This window comes from Aeribacillus sp. FSL k6-2211 (genome assembly GCF_037966125.1).
Taxonomy (GTDB): domain Bacteria; phylum Bacillota; class Bacilli; order Bacillales; family Aeribacillaceae; genus Aeribacillus; species Aeribacillus composti.
Window position 1 is genome coordinate 3,842,662 of sequence record NZ_CP150190.1, and the last position, 20,585, is coordinate 3,863,246.

Here is a 20,585-nt window from a genome sequence, read left to right on the forward strand (position 1 = left end):
TGAAATGATTTGTAGGAGGTTGTTATATTGACCTATGTTTCATCTAATTAAAATTAAGGCAGGGTTTACTGATTTTAAACGTTCGGGTTATTGGATTGCCAACGTCAAACATTAGCACACATTTCTTGATTTTTCAAATTTTTATGTAAGATGATCTGCCAAGTTAATACAGTGAGTTTTATATATGTAATAAAATTAAGTCAATCCAAATAATAGGATTTTAAATTTGTATTAGGGAATATAAAAATAAAAACAAAGAGGTGTTATTACAATTGGAAAAAAGTACTTTACTAAAATCTGTTGGCGAAGGTTTCCGATTTGAAGAAGTGACTGTAGACGAACTCATAGCCGGGTACAAAAATCGTGAATACACAGTTCAAGAGGTTGTTCAATCCTATTTAAATAGAATTGAACAATTTGAAAAGATTTATAACGCATTCACCTTCATGAACCCTAATGCTTTGGAAGACGCGAAAGAAATGGATCGTCTGTATGAAGAAGGAGCTGAACTTGGACCACTGGCAGGGATTCCAATTGTTATAAAAGAAGCGGTGGATATGGCAGGATATCCATCGACATTTGGCTGGGCACCTTTTTGTAAAAAAGCAGGCGGGATCGAATTAATGCCAACAAAGGATGCCCCGGTTGTAACAAGACTTAAAGAAGCGGGAGCGATTATTCTTGGTAAGACTAATATTCCTGCTTTTAGTTGTGCCTATAATGCAAACAATAGCTGGGACGGTCCGACATATAACGCAGTAAATCGGTCGATTTCACCAGGCGGAAGCAGCAGTGGTACGGCGACTGCTGTATCAGGAAACTTAGCTGTGCTGGGCGTCGCCGAAGAAACGGCCGGATCCATTCAAGTTCCTGCAGCAGCTCAAGCCTTAGTTGGAATTAAACCTTCCTTCGGATTAATCCCAACAACTGGGGTGACACCTCTTGCCGGCAGTACTCGGGATGTCTTGGGACCGCACGCTCGTACTGTCCAAGACGCTGCAATTATGCTGAGTGTGATGGCTGGGTATTCAAAAGAAGATCCTAAAACAATTGCTGCAATCGGGAATATTCCTAAAGAAGGCTACACTGCTTTTCTTAAAAAAAATTATCTAAAAGGCAAACGATTCGGCTTGTACGGACCGGGATGGCGTACACAGGAACTCTCTGATGAAACGAAAAAGCTTTATGCTTCTGCCATTGAAATACTAAAAGCACAAGGTGCAGAGGTAGTTGAAGATCCGTTTGCCGGGACAGGGCTCGCTGAGTATGTTTCATCCAAAAATACTTTCTTAGGAATGGAAACATTTTTTTATGACCTTGAAAAGTACCTAAAAAATCTGGATCCAGAGGATAAAACCCTTTCCATTAAAACTGTATTCGACAAAGCGGGGGCGGTCCCATGGACAGAAGATGGACCACTTGCTTTAGTTTCGGATTTTGTCAATGAAGAGAAAGCTATGGCAGATCATAGTGTTTTACCAGATTTGACAGAATTCAATGAAGTGAAAGGTGAATTGCTCCGAATTATCTATCAAGTGATGGAGGACCAACAGCTTGACGGATTTGTATATCCTCAAATGCCGACTGCAATTCCAAACATCCAAGAGGAAAATATACAATCAACAACAATATCAGAAATAAATATCAGCGGTTTACCATTGATCACAGTTCCAGCTGGCTATTACGAAAACGGATCCCCGTTCGCCTTAGCCTTCTTTGGAAAAATGTGGAGCGAAGCCGCACTAATTGGAATGGCCTACGCTTACGAACAAGCCACAAAACACAGAAAGGCCCCTACTTTAATCAGGTAAAAACAGGCGAATCATCTATATAATCCAGATGATTCGCCTGCTTTCTTTATTAAATAAAACGCAGATATAATTGAATACCTCAAAGCAGTCTCTTTTTCAGCAATCAAAACCGTCCCTTCATCCTCCTATGTTAGCCTAACATCGAACAATTGTATTTATAAAATAAGACTCTCTGAAACTTTATTTGAAATAATAATATATTCGATCCTTATATCATCTAATTATTTAAATATATTTCCCTCTTTCTAGTCTCTATCTAGCTAAAGAATATCTATAATCTGCGTTAATAGGATCCAACTCCGTGATAATCGTTATCTGTTTCGACAATGCCATTTTGTAATATCTTGATTCCTACTGTAATAGAGTTTTTCATACGAATCCGTTGATCATTATAAAAACTCACAATATATTCAAATATGCTTTGTTCCGCTTGCTTACGAGTTTGATAGTCTTGAAGAAAAACAACGTTCATTTTGCTTTCTTCTTACTTCTTCCACTTTTTTCCTTATGGTTTCCGAAGATTCCGAAACTCTCGTTTCTGTGGAAAAATCAATGACTTCCAATGGTAATAAAACATCCATCCGGTCATAAATCGGCCCGGAAACATGATTTCGATACGCTTGAATTTGTTTCGCACTACATGTGCAATGCGCGTTCTTGAGCCTAAATATCCACACGGACACGGATTCATTGCCCCAAGCAAAATAAAGTCCGCGGGATATGTCACCGTCGACGAAATACGGCTAATCGTCACTTTCCCCGTCTCTAACGGCTGGCGAAGCATATCCAGCGTCTTTTTTGCAAATTCCGCCATTTCATCGAGAAACAAAACACCGCGATGTGCCAGCGACACTTCGCCAGGATTTGGGTGCGTTCCCCAGCCAATTAAAGAAACCGATGAAGCGGAATAATGCGGATGACGAAAAGGCGGATAGCCGCTCTCGATTTTTTCCCCTGCCAGCTGGTACAAACTGATCACCTCTAACTGCGCATCATGAGAAAGACCCGGCAAAATCGACGGAAACGTTTCCGCCAACAAACTTTTCCCGCACCGAGGCGGTCCAACCATTAACACGTTATGTCCGCTTGCCGCTGCGATCTCCAATGCACGCTTTGCTTGATGATGGCCAATACTCGATTGAAAATCCCGATGATGCTTTCGCGGGGAGTCCATAATTTCAGGAGTGCGAAAAGCTGGGGGTAACGAAAGAACACGTTGTCCTTGCAGGTATTGCACCGTTTCCTCCAACGTCTGAACAAAGATACAATCGAGATCTTTCAAATGATGAAGCGGAAGTGTGGGATCATACGGAAGGTATACTTTTTGAAAACCGAGCTTCTTTGCTGCCAATATCGCTGGAAGCATGCCATCCACCGGCTGAATCGTTCCATCCAACAATAACGAACCTAAAAACGCTGCATCGAAGAAAGCCGGCGCTGTCAGCTTGCCCATTGCCTTCAAAATCCCAATCGCCATCGCCAAATCAAACATCGGGCTATGCTTTTTCCGCTCCGGCGGAGACAAATGAACAACAAGCCTTTTATCAAAAAAGTCGCATCCGAAAGCATAAAGCGAAGCAAGAACACGTTCCTTTGCCTCTTTAGCCGACGCATCCGGCAACCCAACAATCACCATCGCCGCAATCCCAGGCACCTCCTGCACCTCCACCTGCACCCGATACCCTTCTAACCCCCTTAACCCAATGCTTAAAATCTTCACCGTCAATCATCCATCCCTCCCAACCACAGAACATTAGTTCTTATCCATAATTGTAATACCCCTCCGTTTATCTTTCAATTACCAATATTTCGACAAATTTCGGGTGGTGAGCGCCACTTCCGGATATTGCGAAAACGCTGCAAAAAGACGACAGAGTGGATGTCATTGCCTGGATGGAAAAAGAATCCGTGCACGTCATATCTGGAGTTCGGCCGGGAAGACTCATTTTTAAACCGAATGGGCCATTGGTGGATGAGTATGAACAATCGTGGGATCTAGCAGGAGATGCAGGCGTTTTGAATCTTACGGTAAAGAACAATAAGATTTTTTATGATGAATATCCGGATGCACTGGCCCGATTGTACAGCTCGCTGACTTCTCATGGAGGAAATTATCTTGTTGCAAGTGCTAAACCGGGATTTGAATTTATCGGTGAAGGCTCTCCAACTCATGTTGGAGGAGCAAGCCACGGGGGGCTTCATAAACAAGATTCGCTAGTGCCGATGATTATAACTGGCACCGATTCGTCCCCAAAACATTTACGCATGATTGATTTAAAAGATTGGATTTTAACACTGATTGATTGACGCAGATAAACAATCAGCCTCTCGCTGACAACACTCCTTCAGCGGGAGGCTCTCTATTTCCTTCACATTTCCACGATGCCGCTTCCATGCACTGAAAATATTATCTTCAAGCGAATATTCCGCTTCCCAGCCCGGTTCCTTATCCATCTTCTTCGAGAAAGAGACAAGCCGCGCCGGGGCGCCCGGGCGGTATATTTATGACAGCTATGCAGCTGGTTGCTTTTTTACATGTTTCAATGGCTTCGTTAGCGAAACAGCCTTCGACCAGCGGCAGGCGCCTATGCTGGTCACAGGCTCCAAATTTCCATTGCCTTTTTGACCAGTCTTTCTTGTCTGGAAAGAATTTGGTCCTTTGTCCATTCCTTTTCCTCTAATATTTCTTTCGTAAGATCAAACGATACTTTTTTGTTTCGCTTTTCATAAATTTCCTTTTTACGGTCAAATGAATAGTATTGTGCAGCAGAATTTTTCACACCGCTCAATAAAGTCAAATTTCCAAGCTTATGAACCAATTCTTGATGAACATCAGGCGTGAAACGTTGGATCCAATATTCATCTTTTAGCTTTTGCGGAAGGATGTGCTCCACCGTAATTCGTCCATGGAATTGTTTTACCACGCTCTGATCTTGGCTTTCTTGTTCCAAGCGAAGGAGTATTGCTTTTACAGCAGGAGAATGGTAAATATCCGCACGTATCAATTGTTCAAATTCTTTATTATCCGCATATTTTTTAACCGTTTCAATCAGTTCATCCGCTGAACATCCTTTATTGATCAAATTAATCACTTGATAATAAACCGTATTTCGTTTTGTTTTGCCAAGCCGGCGAACCCAGTTTTGGTACGTGATTTTTTCCATTAATTCAACAAAATCAGCAAATTCCATATCCGGCACCGGTTTATTTAGAAACGCAAGCACAGGAGGTATCCACTCATCATGAGCGACCCGATGGAGGGAAGAGATGAGTTTTTGCGTCTTAAGATGATTATCGAAATCGTTTTCCATAATTTTTTCATAATGATGAGCCGAGCGCAGGAGAAATTCAGCGAAACGAGCGGGAGCTTCTTTATATTCTTCAAGGATCTCATCAAACTCTTGATAAAGAATTTCCTGCTGCTTGTTCCCTTTGATCGAAGTCCGCAAATGGCTTAAGAAATTATCCAGCTGCCGAATGCCAACGATATTCTCCAGTTCATTCCAACATTCTTCCACTCGGCTTCTCTCAAGAGGCTTACTTTCACAATATTCAAACAGCCGGTTTTTTAATAAATCCCCGTTGGAAAGAGACATTCCTCTCGCATTTAAGACATTAAAAAGCCGGTAGGCGGAGGTAAAGTTATCGGTGACCACAAAGACAACATATACATGTTCTAAAATATAATTGACCAACCGCCGCAACTCGACTTCGCTTAATTCTGAAACTACTTGTTTGATTTCAAGCATATTGTCATAAAACTTCGCTTGAGTTTCACTCATTTCTTGTGCAGAGCTTATATCTTCCCCCATGAGGATATACTTCTGGAAAAATGCTTGATCTTGCTTTCTGACTATCAGGCGAGGCTGCTCCGGTTCATCCGTATAAGGGTTTACCGGCATAATTCGTTTTTGAATATCCTCTACACTAGAAGGATGCGTGATCAACTGCTTCATAACCGCAAAAATAATATTTAAAGTCGTTAACCGCTGCTGGCCGTCTACGACTTCATAACGGCGGTTGCGTTCTTTTTCAATCGTAATAATCGATCCGATAAAGTATTCAGGGTCATTACGCTGATAAGCTTGGCAAATATCTTCTATCAACTCGCGCGCATGGCTTTTCTCCCAAGAATACGGCCGTTGATAAGGAGGAATTTCATAAATTTTGTTTTCCGTCAGTATCTCGTTGATCTTTTTTTCACTTGCCTCCACTTCACATCATCTCCTCTAAAGAAACAGGTTTGCTTTTGCACACAAATCTATCATACAAAAATTTTAAGTTTTTACAACTCTACCGTTTCTAATACATGTGAATTCCCAACAGTTATTGATAATTTCTTCCCAAAAACCAATCCATATCATAGTTTTGTAATGATTGAGGAAGAAATTTTATGTAAAAAAGGATTCCTCGTAAGCGAAGATAACAAAAAGCAATCTTGAAGCATCTATGGGGTAGTTATGGAGAAGTTCACCAATGAAATGGATACAGCGGGTATAGCTAGAAGAGGAAGCAGAGGATCTCTATAACCATGATGCAAAACATAGAGGGAATTCGTAATTTTACATTTCAGAACATATCCGTCGTAAATAAATTCGCACAAACGAATAAAGCAATCCCCCACATGCGTCAATAACCACATTCGCCAAAAGCGCCATCCTCCCCGGTTGAAACGATTCAGTTCCTTCTTCCGTTTTTGAATATAAATCATTTTTCCATCCACTCCAACTCCTCCAGCGACTGGACATCTTGAAGAATGTAGCGGATCGTTTTTTATCGACTTTGGCAGCTGTTGAAAGGATAACATTACATACCTCCCGATACTACTTATTATTATCCCTTTTAAAAATTGGTTTTAACTGATGAGCTAGCTCCTGAACCATATCTTTTGTGGTGATATTGTCGGACAATTCCCCTCGTTGATACGCTTCAATTAATATATGCTTGAAACGATCGGTTTCTGGTCGCAAAGTCTTTTTCTTCGGCACAACAGTCACCCCCAACGTAAAAATGCAATAAGCCTCCCGCTGAACAACTTCAACAGGAGGCTTTGAATTTACTTAGTATTTCGGCTATGCCATTTCCACGCGCTTTCGATGATTTGTTCCAATGAATATTCCGCTTTCCAGCCAAGTTCTTCATAAATTTTTTGCGAGGATGCGACAAGACGCGCCGGGTCGCCCGGACGGCGGTCAGTGTATTCAATGACGGCTTTACGTCCCGTGACTTTTTCACATGTTTCTATCACTTCTTTAACGGAATAACCTAAGCCGTTTCCGAGATTGTAAATAGCTGTTTTCTTTTTACCAGTCAACAATGCTTCAAGCGCTAAAATATGCGCCTTCGCTAAATCGGTGACATGGATATAGTCACGAATGCATGTCCCATCTGGTGTATTATAGTCCGTACCGAAGACAGAAATTTTGTCGCGCTGACCTAACAAATGCTGCAAGACAATCGGAATTAAATGCGTTTCTGGGTTATGGTCCTCACCAATTTCTCCCGACTCTTGCGCCCCAGCCGCGTTAAAGTAGCGAAGGACGACATAGTTTAGCCCATACGCAGAAGCAAAATCCGCTAAAATTTGTTCGATCATTAACTTCGAACGGCCGTATGGGTTAATTGGATTTGTTGGGCAATCTTCCGTAATTAATTCGACATTCGGAATCCCATACGTTGCCGCAGTAGACGAAAAAATAAAGTTTTTCACATTATATTTCAACATTGTTTCTAGCAACGTTAATGTAGCAGCAACGTTGTTTTGATAATATTTCAGCGGATTCACCACTGATTCGCCGACTAAGCTGTTCGCCGCAAAATGCATGACAGCTTGAATCGGGTATTTTTCAAAAATTGCGTCCAAATCAGTTCGGTTCCCTAAATCCCCTTGCACAAACACCGCGCGATCATCCACTAAATACCGATGACCGGTCGATAAGTTATCAAGCACAATTACTTGCTCTTTTTCCACTAACTCTTTCACTAAATGACTGCCGATATAACCGGCTCCGCCGACAACGAGAATCATATACAATCCCCCAATTATACATTAACGATTTGATGGACTATCGTCATTACCGCGTTTTCTAATGCGGCAACGAATTCTTCGCTCTCTTGTAACGATGTTCCTCTCACCCCAAAGTAAAACTTCGCTTTCGGCTCTGTGCCTGATGGACGCAAACAGAACCATGAATCATTCGCAAGATGATATTTCAATACGTTCGAACGAGGCAAGTCAATCGGTTGCTCTTCCCCGGTTGCTACAATAGTGCGTTTGCTTATCAAATAGTCTTCAATCATGACAACTTCCACACCGGCGATTTCTTTCGGCGGTTCTTTGCGGAAGGCCGCTAAAATGTTCGCAATTTGCTCGGCGCCGTCTTTTCCTTTTAACGTTAGCGAGCGCAATGATTCTTTATAATAGCCGTATTTCGCAAAAATCTCTAACAAACCTTCATACAATGTTTTTCCCTGCGTTTTATAATAAGCCGCTACTTCTGCTGCAAAAATTGCCGATTGCACCGCATCTTTGTCGCGGACAAAGTCGCCGATTAAATAGCCATAGCTTTCTTCATAGCCGAATTGGAACGTGTATTCTTTCGTCCGTTCAAACTCGTTAATCTTCTCGCCAATAAATTTAAACCCAGTCAACGTATCGATCGTTGGCAAACCATAATGCTCGGCAATCGCGCGGCCGATTTCGGACGTCACGATCGTTTTCACAACGACGCCGTTTTTCGGCAAGATTCCTTTTGCCTGCTTTTGCGATAATAAATATTCCAGCATCAACGCGCCCATTTGGTTGCCTGTTAAAACAACATATTCGCCATCTAAATTTTTCACCGCGACACCAAGCCGATCCGCATCCGGGTCTGTCGCCATTAAAATGTCGGCATCGATTTTTTCGCCGTATTGAATCGCTAATGCAAACGCGGCATGCTCTTCCGGATTTGGGGAAGAAAAGTTGCTGCTTCAATTCGGCGTCGAGCTTTGGATAGGAAAGCCATTTCTCGATAACGGCCTAGTAGTTCGGGATGTAACAGTCACCGAGCACCATAATTTATCGTGCAACGCAACAAAATATTTCCATTGAAGCCGTCCAAAATATCTTCATGTAGCATAACAATACCCTATTTATCTCTGAATATAAGGTGATTATTTCAATAAATAGGTCTCCAATTTTTACTAAAGTGTAAAAAATTAATCACCAAAGACTGTAACATTTCGCTTGACGGTCACAACAACAAGTAATAACTATAGCTCCATTGCGGATTTTATATCTGTCTTAATTTTTGTTGTAGATATACCAACTGTCCTTGGTAAATAAATTACCTCGCAATAATCCTTTAAAAAGTCAAATTTCCCCTTCCAATCATCTCCCATAACAAAGATATCAACATCGTATTTTATAATATCTTCAATTTTTTGCTCCCAACTTTTTTCAGGAATTACTAAATCAACGTACCGAATGGCTTCCAAAATACCTTTTCTCTGTTCAAAGGAATAATATGCTTTTTTACCCTTTAACTCATTAAATTCATCAGTGGAAATCCCTACAATCAGATAATCTCCATATAATTTTGCACGTCTTAATAAGTTAATATGACCAATATGGAGAAGATCAAATGTACCATAAGTAATGACTCTCTTCATTTTATTTCCTCCCCCTCTATATGTAATAATGTAAAAGTGTGCCTTTAGAAGTTTGAAGAGAATTACAATTTAAATTATTCGAATATTACCTACTAATTATTCTCCTTATATAGCTAAATATCAAGTCAAACATCTTTCCATTTAAATTTGATTTTAATAAAAATAAAAGAGTAAAGTATACTATGATGCCAATTACAAATTGAATAATTATTGTTGTTATCCCTACATCTAAATGTCCTCCAATATAATAAATTATAATAAACATTGAACTACCAGCAACAAAATATTTCCAAGTAGAATAAATCATTTTTTTAATTTGTAAATTATGACGCACTAAATAAAGTTGTACTGCAGTTACTGAAAACTCCGAAATAACCGTTGCTATAGCTGTACCAATTGAATGATAACGGCCTATTAAAATTAAATTTAAAATAAAATTAACAATTGCACCTATCACTACCGATAAAGTAAACCCTCTTACATTTCCAGTAGACAGTAAATACTGATTTCCTAATACGTTACTCCAAGCAATAAATAGAATAATTGGACTAATCATACACATTAATATGCCTGTTTTACTAAAATCCATTCCAAAAAACCAAGGTGCAAAGTTAACCGCAATTCCAGCCAATCCAAACATAAGTGGAATAGATAAATACGAAACAAAATCAAAAGAATTATATATATATTTTTTTACTTTATTTATATCACCTTTTGCAAAAGTATTAGATACCCTTGGCAACATAACAGTACCCATTGCTGTAACAATTGACAAAACTACTTTTACTATTTTATCGGCATTATCAAAATATCCAACTTCATCAGGACTGGAAAATATCCCTAACAGCGTTTTATTTAGTACAACATAAATCTGGATAGCAATTTGAGGTATAAATAAAGATATAGAAGGCCTCAAATGTTTTTTAATATCGTACCAAGATATTTTTACTTTCTGTACAGTTTTCGGCAAATACAAACATAACGAAAAATTTCCGAGTAATTGTGATAAAGCTAATATAAAAACATATTTCCATAAATCTGTTGGAGAATTTACAAACAAAAAGGTACAAATAACCCCTACAATTTTTACTAACAAATTTCTTATAACAGTTTTTTTAAAATCCTCTAACCCCATAAATAGCCAAGAAATATCTATAGCAGCTGCAATAATATATATTGACTGTATAAAAAATATCGTTTCATAGTTGTCAACTAAAACTAAAAAGATAAGAAAAAGAAAATAAGAAATAAATGTTGTTATTAATTTTAATGTAAAAATGCCCCAAAATGTTTTGCTAAGTTTTATTTTATCATCTCTTACATATGCTATTTCACGGTTTCCATATAAATTTATCCCTATGGATCCTAACAATATAAAATATTGAATAATTGAATTCGTATAAGCATTAATTCCAACTCCAGTACTACCTAATACCCTTGATATGTAGGGAACTGTGATAACAGGAACAATTAAAGTGACAATTTGATAGACTACATTGTAAATGTAATTTTTTGCAATACTCATTTTTATACCTTTTCTACTTTTTTTACTTTATTAGGAAAGACAATCTTACATCAAACTGCTCTCTCATTATTTTTTATCCGAATTCGTTTTATCACTCTGTAGATGATCAAATCCGCTTGTCCCCAAACAAAGCCTGCCATTCAAGGGTGTGACTGTCACTATTCTCACACCGAAAAGAAGTTCGTTTTGGGTCATTTCCTTGTTTGAGTCATGGTTCACACCAAGACTCAAACATTCCCCATTGCGTTCCGTCTATAACACCATGTCGTGGTGCTATTGATATGGAAAGCCGATCAGCCGATGACTTCGGAGCATCTCCATTGCGTATTAAGCACTGATATCATGAAAAAATTTTGCGTTATTATACCCAAATACCGGTCCATCAAATGCTTTTTTCCGTCAGTCCAAAAACCAACTAAAACTGGATAAGTACCGGGTTCACATCCTCAAGTGGTCAAACGATATTAGATTTTGTTCTAGTTGCCCTATGTGTATAACCTCACCGAATCCGGTAGCGATTTTTCAATCGTGTTGGACGAGATCCCGAAGAAAGAGAACATAGCCTTGTGGAATTCATTTATCATGCGACCAAACAGGATATTCTCCTTGACGTAGTCAAATAACTGCTCCATGCGGCCTAAGTGGTACCCTGCTTGTCTCTTACATACTAGGGATTATTGTAATTGTAATGGAAAATGCTCATCTATAGTTAATTATTTACCTGAATCCGTGACAGCTTCTTCTCATAGGTACTCAACAATCCTATCATATCAAGATTTAAACTTATTTTTGCATATTCACCTATTGGGTCAAGTGTAACACGCATAATATTTGCTCATTTATTGAGCTTTCCCAGCCATTTGCGCAAGTTTTTATCACGGATTCAGGTATCTAATGAATCAGGAAACTCTATACTCGGGTTAAAAAATAATCCAGCAAAATACCCCTTAATAACAATTTGTATTTTTTTAAATTTATTTGTATTTTTTTCTTTTAGTATTCTCAATATTGTATAACTCGTATGAAGGAAAAACTGGATAAATTCTTTCACCCCCGATTTTTTAGCTGTATAAACTTTATTTCTGTATCTATAATAATATCTATTTAATCTATCTTTAGTATCATTAATTATATCAACATCAATATTTTTCGCCATTTTATGAGTAACAACACTAGTACTAACCATATAGCCCGGATACTTTTTTTTGCTTATCCGTTTAGTAAATTCAGTATCATCACCCCAAATAAAAAATTCACTTATTGGGAAACCAACTTCTTTCAAAATTTCCTTTTTTATAAATAATGATACAAAAGTAGCTGATACTACTCTTACTAAACCATCAATTATATATTCAGACCATAATTTATCTGGTTCAGGGATGTTCATTAAACAAGGAGAATCGTCAATCCATTTTACATTACTGGAGAGAAAACCCCAATTAATATCATCTCTTATTGCAAAACGTAATAAATTCTCTAACGAATCCTTTTTTGGTATAGTGTCATCATCCATAATCCAAATATAATCAATATCAGCCTTATATGCTAGTTTTAACCCATAATTAAACCCACCAGCACCTCCCATATTTTTTTCTAATCTACTATAAATAATATTGTTATATTTTTTTGTTAGTTGCTCCACATAATCTCTCGTATTATCTGTGCTCGCATTATCTACTATAAATATTTTATCCACTTTAACTGTCTGATTTAATACTGCATTTATACATTCCTTCAACAATTCTAACTTATTAAATGTTACTATTATACAGCCTACTCTTTTCATTAAATCTTCACCTTAATTTCTCTATGATTTATTAAATCATTACTATTCTATAGATAAGCAAATTTACTAACATACATAAATGCACCTTAAAAAGTTAACTTCTACATCACGCAGCACACCCCAAGCGTTGAAGCACTTCTTCCTAGCGTTGGCAAATGTAGTCCATAAACCGGGTAATGGCCCGGTCAATATCCAAAATAGATTGGCTATGACCGCGTCTTTAAGCCATTTCCACAGGCGTTCGATCGGATTCAGCTGTGACGAATAGGGGGCAGAAAGATCAAATGAAACGATTCCCCCCTCCTGTTGCTGTTCTGGCGTCAAAAATGGCTCACGGCCGGGTGGGGATTTCCGGTCGAGCAGGAGATCCAGTCCGCCTTCTTTGAATAAGGACACATAAAATGCCACGCTTTGGCGGCACAGATTGAGCATAGCCGCGATTTTCTTTGCCTAGGTATCCTTCCATGACAAGGCGAACAGCCATGACACGTTGACGCAGGGAAACGTTTTTGATTTTTCGCTCCTGCTTTCGAAGAGTACGTGGTGTCCATCCGTGATCATGAATGCTTTTCAGCCGTTTCATTTTCATTCCATTCCTTTTTTGGTCAAGTTCTTAGGAGCAGTATAATCGGGATGTAAACGACTTATACGGACGTTAATGCTTCAATGTGCACCTATAATAGATATTTACGAACAGATAAAAAAGAAGACATGAATCCAATTCCTTAAGGAGGTTCATATCTCATGAAAATCGACAAGTTTTTGTTATCCATGAAGCGAGTCGTCCGAACTTCGAACATGGAAACGATTGAGGCTACACTACTCTCATCGCCGATCTTGCATGTGGATGAGGCAAGCCTACGTATCGATGAAACCAACGCCTGTTTGCATGGTCACATCCACTTCTACGCATACGTACTTGGCCCCCATTGTTCTCAGGGAAAGACCTTTACTCTAAGGATGGGATTGGCCATTCTTCCTCATTATCAGGGTACGATGATACATGATGCATACGGGATTTAATCTAAGTACATGCAAACGACACATGCGCTTTGTTATGCCCATCACCTTTGGGAGTTAAAGGCGTTTACAAAGAACCCTCGTATTAACTATTTTTTGTATTATTAAATATATAGTCAACTACTTGTTGAGTAGCCTTACCATTACCAGATAAATATTTTTTCTTAAACTGTATAGTTTTTTTAACCTGTTCACTGTAGTCTAAATTCTTAATCATATATAGTAATTCTTTTTCCGTTCTAATTATTCCATTCGGTATTTCTTTATTAATATCTAAATATAGACCTTGATACTTAATATACTCATCATAATCATAAGCAAAACAGAACATTGGCTTTTCAAGTATAGCATAATCGAAAAAAATACTTGAATAATCACTAATCAAAAGATCAGAGACTACCATTAATTCATTTAGATTCTCATATGATGTAACATTTATCACATTATCCAAGTTAATTCCTTTAATTTCATCAATTTTATCTACAAAATAATGTGCCCTGAATAAGATAACATATTCACCTAAGATTCTTTTCCAATTATTAAAATCAATTGGGGGATTTATAAAGTTTCTAAAATCTTCATCAACATTATTGCCTCTTACAGTAGGAGCGTATAGTATAACCTTCTTATCCTTAGGGATATTTAATTTTTTCTTGATATTATCAATATCATATTTATTATGATATAATTCATCATTTCTAGGTAAACCTGTTATCATAATTTGATTATCGTCAATATCAAAAATTCGTTTAAAAATTTCAGCATCATATTTAGATTCTGCAAGAGTGATATTTGCATCTTTAAATTCAAACCATTTTCTCGCAAATACCTTCGATTTATGAACACCTACCTCATCTATTCCTATTTTTTTTATAGGAGTACCATGCCATGTATTGATAAATAATGTATTTTTTCCATGAAAATTAAGATATCTTTTAATACCTGAATTAGTAACCCAAACCCTAGACTTTATTGCAGTAATAAAATAGGAGAGCGAATCAATCTTTACTTTTTTAGCTCCGTCTATTTGATAATTATTTGGTTTAATAAATGCCCAAGTAAATTCCCAATCTTTAAATCTTGGATCATTTCTCATCCACTCAAAAATAGCCTTAGGACTATCGCTATATTGTCTTCCACCAAACGATACAAAAAGAACAGTTTTTTCTTTTGGCTTAACAAACAGACTTATAATATTAATAACAAGAGAACCAATATAATAGTATAATAGACTTATAAATTCACTATTCTGCAAATAATATTTAATTTTATTTCTCAAAAATATACACCTCCAAACTTCTTGATGATGTATAAAATTTTGTGTAAAGCATTTTACTAGATCAAAAGAAAAAGGTAGGGTATTCTCAGATTGGACTAAAAACCTTAGAAAAAGGTGAACCCCACCTATGTCTAATAGTATACCGAATGTAGCTTACATTACACAAAATTCTTGACGGTATCAACTTCTTACAAATAAATTAAACTATTTTTAATGAATAACTTATAAACTGCAGATAAGCAAATTTGATAACGTAAGTGTTAACTACTCATCTTATTGCTATAAATTTGCTTATAGCTCTATTTAACCCCTCCTGTTTTTCCAAAAATGAACATCCGAACCGATCACCTAGATGTATCAAACAGGGATTAGAACCGATGTCCAGTTCGTTCAAGGACTTTACCGACAAATCCATTCACTTCAAGCCACAGTTGCCCAACAAATGCAACTCATTGAGCACCAAAAACAAACCATTTCCCAGCTTCAAGCCCGTATTGATCAACTGGAAGCACGCACGAAAAAAACAGCACAAATAGCCATTTGCCTCCTTCCGCGTATGTGGCGCCGGTTCGTTTGCTTTCTTCACGGGAGAAGACCCGATACCGTCTCGGTGGACAGCCGGGGCATCCCGGAAAAACGCTTCAACCGATAGAGAATCCAGATCACATCATCGGCCACCGGGTCACGTCCTGCGCAGACTGTGGAGCTTCGCTTGAGCACATGCCGCCCCGTTGCCGCCACATCCACCGCAAGGAGACCGTGGATTTGGAAAACGAAGTCCCGCGCAACTCTTCTGTGATTTGGGTCATCTTTCGGGTAGACACCCCGTTTACCTCCATTTCCATGAGTGCCAGTACCAGAGCTTGTTCGCTCCGTTGATATTATCGTTGAAACAGCTCGGTGGAGAACTCCCCACCTCTTGTCCGTGAAACGCGCAAGGTCAATTGTCCTACCCGGGTTGTCAGCTGGCGTGTATACGAACCGTTTCGATCGCCTTCTCGTTCTTCCGTACGCTCATAATGGCGAGCCCCTCAGCTGTTCTTCTACTTGCGCCTCGAGGGTTGGATTCAGAACTTGTTCCAGCAGCTTAGCCAACCCCTCATCTCTGGTAAATAGCCCATGCAAAAGTTCATCGTTTACGGCAATATGGTATTGAGCCATGGTTGCATTCCTCCTTATGTATAGTGTTTTGCTCACTGTTTATTTGACCAAAGGGGAAGCAACATGGCTCTTTTTCTATTTCCCTTTTTACACAATTATACGGACTTAACTCGGAAGTTAAAGAGGTTTACAGAGTTGTGCCACGATTGAAAAACATGAAAAACCCATGCGGAACTCACTTCATCGATTATTGATGTGAGAACCACTCGATATAGTCCTCCCACTTGATTTTGGGCATCTTTTGTACATGAAATACCTTCTTTGAGCTGGGTTCATGAAACGCTAGCAATCGGGTGAATAGTTACTTTAGTCTAACTTTATTCACTTAAAACATTTTTATAATATCGTCGCACAACAACAAAGAAGAAAAACATAACTAAATATATGCTTTCTGACCAATCAAAAACAAATAATGAACAAATTATATAGAAAAAAACAAAATAATGTGCAGAATCCTTAATTAAATCTAATATTTTTATGTTTACGCTATTATTTTTATAAAACTTTGCCTTCTTACTTAAACTCCGAAAGTCCCTTAATAACTTATATATATAAATTAATATAAACAAAACACAAATAGTTCCAAATTCAGCCAACCATCCAAAAAATACGCTTAATATAGGATAGAAATTTTCAGCTTTATAGACATTTTGGAATTCATAATTGAAAGTCGTCCAAATTGGCACATTTTTAAACAAATAATAATCATGGTAATTCCAACCAATCCCTACAATAAAGTTTTTTAGCCATACTATAATAAGTGCTATTGTACCTCCAATTCTATTCATTGAAGAACCACTTTCAGCTTTGTCAAACAAATATTCGTTCAATATATTCATTACAACTGAACTGTTTATTACTATAAAATATCCGACAAACCCAGCTATTACAAGTAGAAATCCAGTTTTAATCTTTCGTTTCATTGGTAAGCTAATCCATAAGGAGAAAACAATTAAAAATATAGCTAATATACCTGTTGATGTTTTTGCAAAGAATAAAATGATTATTATACTTATCAATAATAAATAGAAGATAACTGGATTATACTTCGAATTAATTGAAAAAATATTTGTTTTATTTTTTATTGAAGATAATATAAACGGTACAAATATGACTAAGAGCTGCGCTGCCAAATAACTCGATTCTTGATTTATCCCATTAATTCTACCCATTGTTTGCACATAACTGCCATTATCATACCACGTTCTATCAAATCTTTTTTCAAAATTACCAATAATACTAACTATATCATCAAAAACTGTAGGAAATAATAAATATAAAAATTGTACATAGACAATACATAATGAAATAATTAATGCAATGCCATTACCTTTTATAAATAACTGTATATTATTTATATTATTTACAATCATTTTTACAGTAACATAATGTACCAATATACAACCTAAAAATATAAGAAATTTAACAAACTCTTTAATTGGATTTCTATTAAGGGTATCATTTCCAATATCTGCATAACTTAATAACATTGCTAACAGTTGAAAAAAAATAACTAATATTAGGCAGATAAAAACTTTTGAACAAACTAACCCTTTAATATTCGCTTTTTTTCTTAATATAATAGAAAATATAATCAAAAACACAAAAATATAAATTGGTAACTCTCTTAAATAACTAACGGGAAGATCGTTTAATTGTTTAATAAATAACGAAACTGGTAATAACAGAATTGACATTTCATTAGGCACCCTTTTTCTACGAAAATGAATTCCCTGTTTGTTTAAGAAAACTGAACTACCATATTTAATTTTACGGTTTCTCGTATAATTTTTCTATATGTACCTTGAAAAGTTAGCCTTTACATCACGCAGCACACCCTAAGCGTTGAAGCACTTCTTCCGGCCGCTGGCAAATGTAGTCCATAAACCAGCAATGGCCCGGTCAATATCCATTTGAGCCATTTCCACAGACGTTCGATCGAGTTCAACTGAGACGAATAGGTGGCGGAAAGAGCAAATGAAACGATTCCCCCCTCCTGGCGTAAAAACACTTTGACCATCTTGGCATAGTGGATGCGGGCATTGTCCAGTACGGGCACGATCTATTTGTCAGGGTAATGTTTTTTTACGATTCTCAAGAAATCTAAAAATATCGTGGCATTGGCGGTCTCCACCCGATGAAGGATCGTGTCTCCGTTAAATACATTCACGGTCCCAAAGAGCGAAACGTGGGCATGATGGCCATGCTTTTGCTGGCCCATTTCCGACCAAATGGTCCGCAGGATTTGGTACGAGCGGACATGGATTTGCAAGTTCATCATTTTTTCCGTACGTAGTCATCTCTCATCAGAGAGAGCTCACAATTTTGTACATCAAATCCACCCCAACAGTTTCCTATAAAGGGTCTCACCACCATTAAGGTGTACGTTATATACTGTTGTGATATCTATAATTATGGTTGAGAACTAATAAAATTACTCTATAAGCTATAAGAATTTTACTTTTCTATTCAAAAAAGATAAAATTTTCCTAAACCAATTGATTTTTTCAAGATTAATTACATTAACTTCGAATTTTCTTAATCTGTTATATTCTAACCAAACATTAAATAATCTTTCTGATATAAATCCAAAAACACGTTTCTGATAATTATCGTACTGACTAATATCTATCCTATTTTCTAATTCAAATAAGATCTCAAATAACCAATTGCAATATTGGTCAAAGTCCTTTTTTTTCATAATAAACATGTTATACAAATGTAATTTTTTATCTTTCATTACTTGATCAAAACTCATAAGATATTCCGGAAATTTTTCTGCTATTATTTTTCGTGTCTCTTCTAAATCACTTATATTATGTGCATTCTTGTAATGTGACCATACCGTTTCAATATAATAGTTTCTTTTTTTTGGTAAAATTACATCGTATTTTTTAATTAGTTCTATTATAGAATCTTCATCCAATATTATTTCAAATTTTCTATTTCTGTATAACATCTGCTGTAGTACATTTTTCTTAGTAAAATATCTCCTATAATGGCATAATCCAATATAATCTACATCCAAATTTTTCCAAGCCCAATAGAGTCCCGTTAGTTCACAAAAATTAGGGTTTTTTAATGATATGTTATCTCCAGTATTGTCACCTTGATAACCCAAATCTTCTTTACCTTCTCTACCTACATGTAAAGGTAAATACATATGATCGTCAGGCATTTTATATTTTTTATGTGTTGCTACCAATATTTTTATAACTTTATTACTCATCTTTAAATTCCTTTTCTACAGTTTTTAGAGCTGAACCAATTACTTGATGCATATCATAATACTTATATGTTGCAAGTCTTCCTCCGAATATCACATTTTTCTCTTGGCTTGCTAATTCCTTATATTTTTTATAAATTTCATTATTTTTATCATCATTTATAGGATAGTAAGGTTCGTCCCCCGGTTTCCATTCTTTTGGATACTCTCTTGTAATGATAGTATCTTTCTGGGTTCCAAATTCAAAATGTTTATGTTCAATAATTCTCGTATATGGTGTTTCTCTATCTGTATAATTTACCACTGCATTACCTTGGTAATTTTCTACCCCTTTAAGTACCTCGGTTTCAAAACGGAGACTCCGATATTCCAATACTCCAAATTTATAATCGTAAAATTGGTCGATCATGCCTGTATAAACTATCTTATTAGCCAAAGCTTCCAACTCACGTCTGTGTTTAAAGAAATCAGTATTTAAGTGTACTTCAACATTTTCTAACATTTTTTCAATTATCTTCGTATAGCCTCCAATAGGTATTCCTTGATATTTATCATTAAAGTAATTGTTATCATAAATAAATCGTACAGGAAGTCTTTTAATGATAAATGCCGGCAAACTTGTTGCTGGTCTTCCCCATTGTTTTTCGGTATAACCTTTTATTAACTTTTCATAAATATCTTTTCCAACTAAAGAAATGGCTTGTTCTTCAAGATTTTTTGGATTCTCAATTCCAGATTCCTTTCTTTGCTTTTCAATGATTTTTTTTGCCTCTTCCGGTGTCCTAACGCCCCAAAGTTGATAAAAAGTGTTCATATTAAAAGGCAAATTATATATTTCACCTTTATAATTAGCAATTGGAGAATTAGTAAATCTATTAAATTCAGCAAATTGATTTACATAATCCCAAATAGTTTTATCATTTGTATGAAATATATGTGCTCCATATTTATGGACATTAATTCCCTCAATATTTTCGGTAAAAACATTTCCTCCAATATGGTTCCTTTTTTCGACTACTAAACATTTTTTTCCTCTTTTTGTTGCCTCATAAGCAAAAACGGAACCAAAAAGTCCTGCACCGACAATCAAATAATCATATTTATACATTTAATATATTACACCC

The 20,585-nt window shown here is 36.7% G+C and carries 16 protein-coding genes and 5 pseudogenes; 4 read left to right on the forward strand and 17 right to left on the reverse strand.

Features of this window, described 5'->3' with window-relative positions:
* Positions 1 to 272 precede the first annotated feature (272 nt).
* Complete coding sequence (locus tag NSU19_RS18400) at positions 273 to 1,811, forward strand: amidase (RefSeq protein WP_339197933.1); 1,539 nt, start codon at positions 273 to 275, stop codon at positions 1,809 to 1,811.
* Positions 1,812 to 2,094: 283 nt separating this feature from the next.
* On the opposite strand, the gene NSU19_RS18405 is transcribed toward NSU19_RS18400, so the two are convergent.
* Together NSU19_RS18405 and NSU19_RS18410 are read right to left on the reverse strand one after the other, a co-directional pair.
* Positions 2,095 to 2,283, reverse strand: coding sequence for an IS3 family transposase (locus tag NSU19_RS18405; protein ID WP_327848440.1), 189 nt, complete (start codon positions 2,281 to 2,283; stop codon positions 2,095 to 2,097).
* Positions 2,276 to 3,537 (reverse strand): annotated as a pseudogene (locus NSU19_RS18410) (YifB family Mg chelatase-like AAA ATPase); the annotation flags it as partial. The gene NSU19_RS18405 and the pseudogene NSU19_RS18410, both read right to left, overlap by 8 nt.
* Positions 3,538 to 3,704: 167 nt before the next feature.
* Here NSU19_RS18410 and NSU19_RS18415 point away from each other — a divergent pair.
* Positions 3,705 to 4,118, forward strand: a complete 414-nt coding sequence (locus NSU19_RS18415) for a hypothetical protein (protein ID WP_023817791.1) — start codon at positions 3,705 to 3,707, stop codon at positions 4,116 to 4,118.
* 287 nt (positions 4,119 to 4,405) lie between these two features.
* Here NSU19_RS18415 and NSU19_RS18420 read toward each other — a convergent pair whose 3' ends face one another.
* The 7 genes and pseudogenes from NSU19_RS18420 to NSU19_RS18450 form a co-directional block, all read right to left on the reverse strand.
* Positions 4,406 to 6,025 carry a DUF262 domain-containing protein gene (locus tag NSU19_RS18420; RefSeq protein WP_015376008.1) on the reverse strand — a complete coding sequence of 540 codons (1,620 nt, stop codon included), beginning with the start codon at positions 6,023 to 6,025 and terminating at the stop codon, positions 4,406 to 4,408.
* A gap of 233 nt (positions 6,026 to 6,258) precedes the next feature.
* Positions 6,259 to 6,618 carry a hypothetical protein gene (locus tag NSU19_RS18425; protein WP_339197943.1) on the reverse strand — a complete coding sequence of 120 codons (360 nt, stop codon included), beginning with the start codon at positions 6,616 to 6,618 and terminating at the stop codon, positions 6,259 to 6,261.
* 16 nt (positions 6,619 to 6,634) lie between these two features.
* Positions 6,635 to 6,799 (reverse strand): hypothetical protein, encoded by a 165-nt coding sequence (locus NSU19_RS18430; protein ID WP_339197945.1) that lies wholly within the window; start codon positions 6,797 to 6,799, stop codon positions 6,635 to 6,637.
* 68 nt (positions 6,800 to 6,867) lie between these two features.
* Complete coding sequence (gene galE, locus NSU19_RS18435) at positions 6,868 to 7,839, reverse strand: UDP-glucose 4-epimerase GalE (RefSeq protein ID WP_339197948.1); 972 nt, start codon at positions 7,837 to 7,839, stop codon at positions 6,868 to 6,870.
* A gap of 14 nt (positions 7,840 to 7,853) precedes the next feature.
* Positions 7,854 to 8,771: pseudogene (locus NSU19_RS18440) on the reverse strand (phospho-sugar mutase); the annotation flags it as partial.
* Between the two features lie 294 nt (positions 8,772 to 9,065).
* Complete coding sequence (tagD, locus tag NSU19_RS18445) at positions 9,066 to 9,464, reverse strand: glycerol-3-phosphate cytidylyltransferase (RefSeq protein ID WP_339197950.1); 399 nt, start codon at positions 9,462 to 9,464, stop codon at positions 9,066 to 9,068.
* A gap of 85 nt (positions 9,465 to 9,549) precedes the next feature.
* On the reverse strand, positions 9,550 to 10,989 hold the full coding sequence (locus NSU19_RS18450; RefSeq protein ID WP_339197953.1) for a flippase: 1,440 nt from the start codon (positions 10,987 to 10,989) through the stop codon (positions 9,550 to 9,552).
* Positions 10,990 to 11,124: 135 nt separating this feature from the next.
* Here NSU19_RS18450 and NSU19_RS18455 point away from each other — a divergent pair.
* Positions 11,125 to 11,612: pseudogene (locus tag NSU19_RS18455) on the forward strand (hypothetical protein); the annotation flags it as partial.
* A gap of 260 nt (positions 11,613 to 11,872) precedes the next feature.
* Here the strand turns inward: NSU19_RS18455 and NSU19_RS18460 are convergent.
* Together NSU19_RS18460 and NSU19_RS18465 are read right to left on the reverse strand one after the other, a co-directional pair.
* Positions 11,873 to 12,775: a glycosyltransferase family 2 protein gene (locus tag NSU19_RS18460; protein ID WP_339197955.1), complete on the reverse strand. Its 903-nt coding sequence runs from the start codon at positions 12,773 to 12,775 to the stop codon at positions 11,873 to 11,875.
* Between the two features lie 300 nt (positions 12,776 to 13,075).
* A pseudogene (locus tag NSU19_RS18465) lies at positions 13,076 to 13,358 on the reverse strand (helix-turn-helix domain-containing protein); the annotation flags it as partial.
* Between the two features lie 161 nt (positions 13,359 to 13,519).
* Here NSU19_RS18465 and NSU19_RS18470 point away from each other — a divergent pair.
* Entirely contained in the window at positions 13,520 to 13,798 is a 279-nt protein-coding gene (locus tag NSU19_RS18470; protein ID WP_339197957.1) for a hypothetical protein, read from the forward strand.
* A gap of 82 nt (positions 13,799 to 13,880) precedes the next feature.
* On the opposite strand, the gene NSU19_RS18475 is transcribed toward NSU19_RS18470, so the two are convergent.
* From NSU19_RS18475 to glf, 6 genes and pseudogenes are all read right to left on the reverse strand, one after another.
* Positions 13,881 to 15,074 carry a CDP-glycerol glycerophosphotransferase family protein gene (locus tag NSU19_RS18475; protein ID WP_339197959.1) on the reverse strand — a complete coding sequence of 398 codons (1,194 nt, stop codon included), beginning with the start codon at positions 15,072 to 15,074 and terminating at the stop codon, positions 13,881 to 13,883.
* 752 nt (positions 15,075 to 15,826) lie between these two features.
* Positions 15,827 to 16,235 (reverse strand): annotated as a pseudogene (locus tag NSU19_RS18480) (transposase); the annotation flags it as partial.
* Between the two features lie 317 nt (positions 16,236 to 16,552).
* Complete coding sequence (locus tag NSU19_RS18485; RefSeq protein ID WP_339197962.1) at positions 16,553 to 17,932, reverse strand: hypothetical protein; 1,380 nt, start codon at positions 17,930 to 17,932, stop codon at positions 16,553 to 16,555.
* Positions 17,933 to 18,054: 122 nt separating this feature from the next.
* Positions 18,055 to 18,255 carry a hypothetical protein gene (locus NSU19_RS18490; RefSeq protein WP_339200051.1) on the reverse strand — a complete coding sequence of 67 codons (201 nt, stop codon included), beginning with the start codon at positions 18,253 to 18,255 and terminating at the stop codon, positions 18,055 to 18,057.
* Between the two features lie 426 nt (positions 18,256 to 18,681).
* Entirely contained in the window at positions 18,682 to 19,464 is a 783-nt protein-coding gene (locus NSU19_RS18495; RefSeq protein ID WP_339197964.1) for a DUF4422 domain-containing protein, read from the reverse strand.
* A complete protein-coding gene (gene glf / locus NSU19_RS18500; RefSeq protein WP_339197967.1) occupies positions 19,457 to 20,569 on the reverse strand; it encodes a UDP-galactopyranose mutase in 1,113 nt (370 codons plus the stop codon). The genes NSU19_RS18495 and glf overlap by 8 nt, the downstream gene beginning before the upstream one ends.
* Positions 20,570 to 20,585 lie beyond the last annotated feature (16 nt).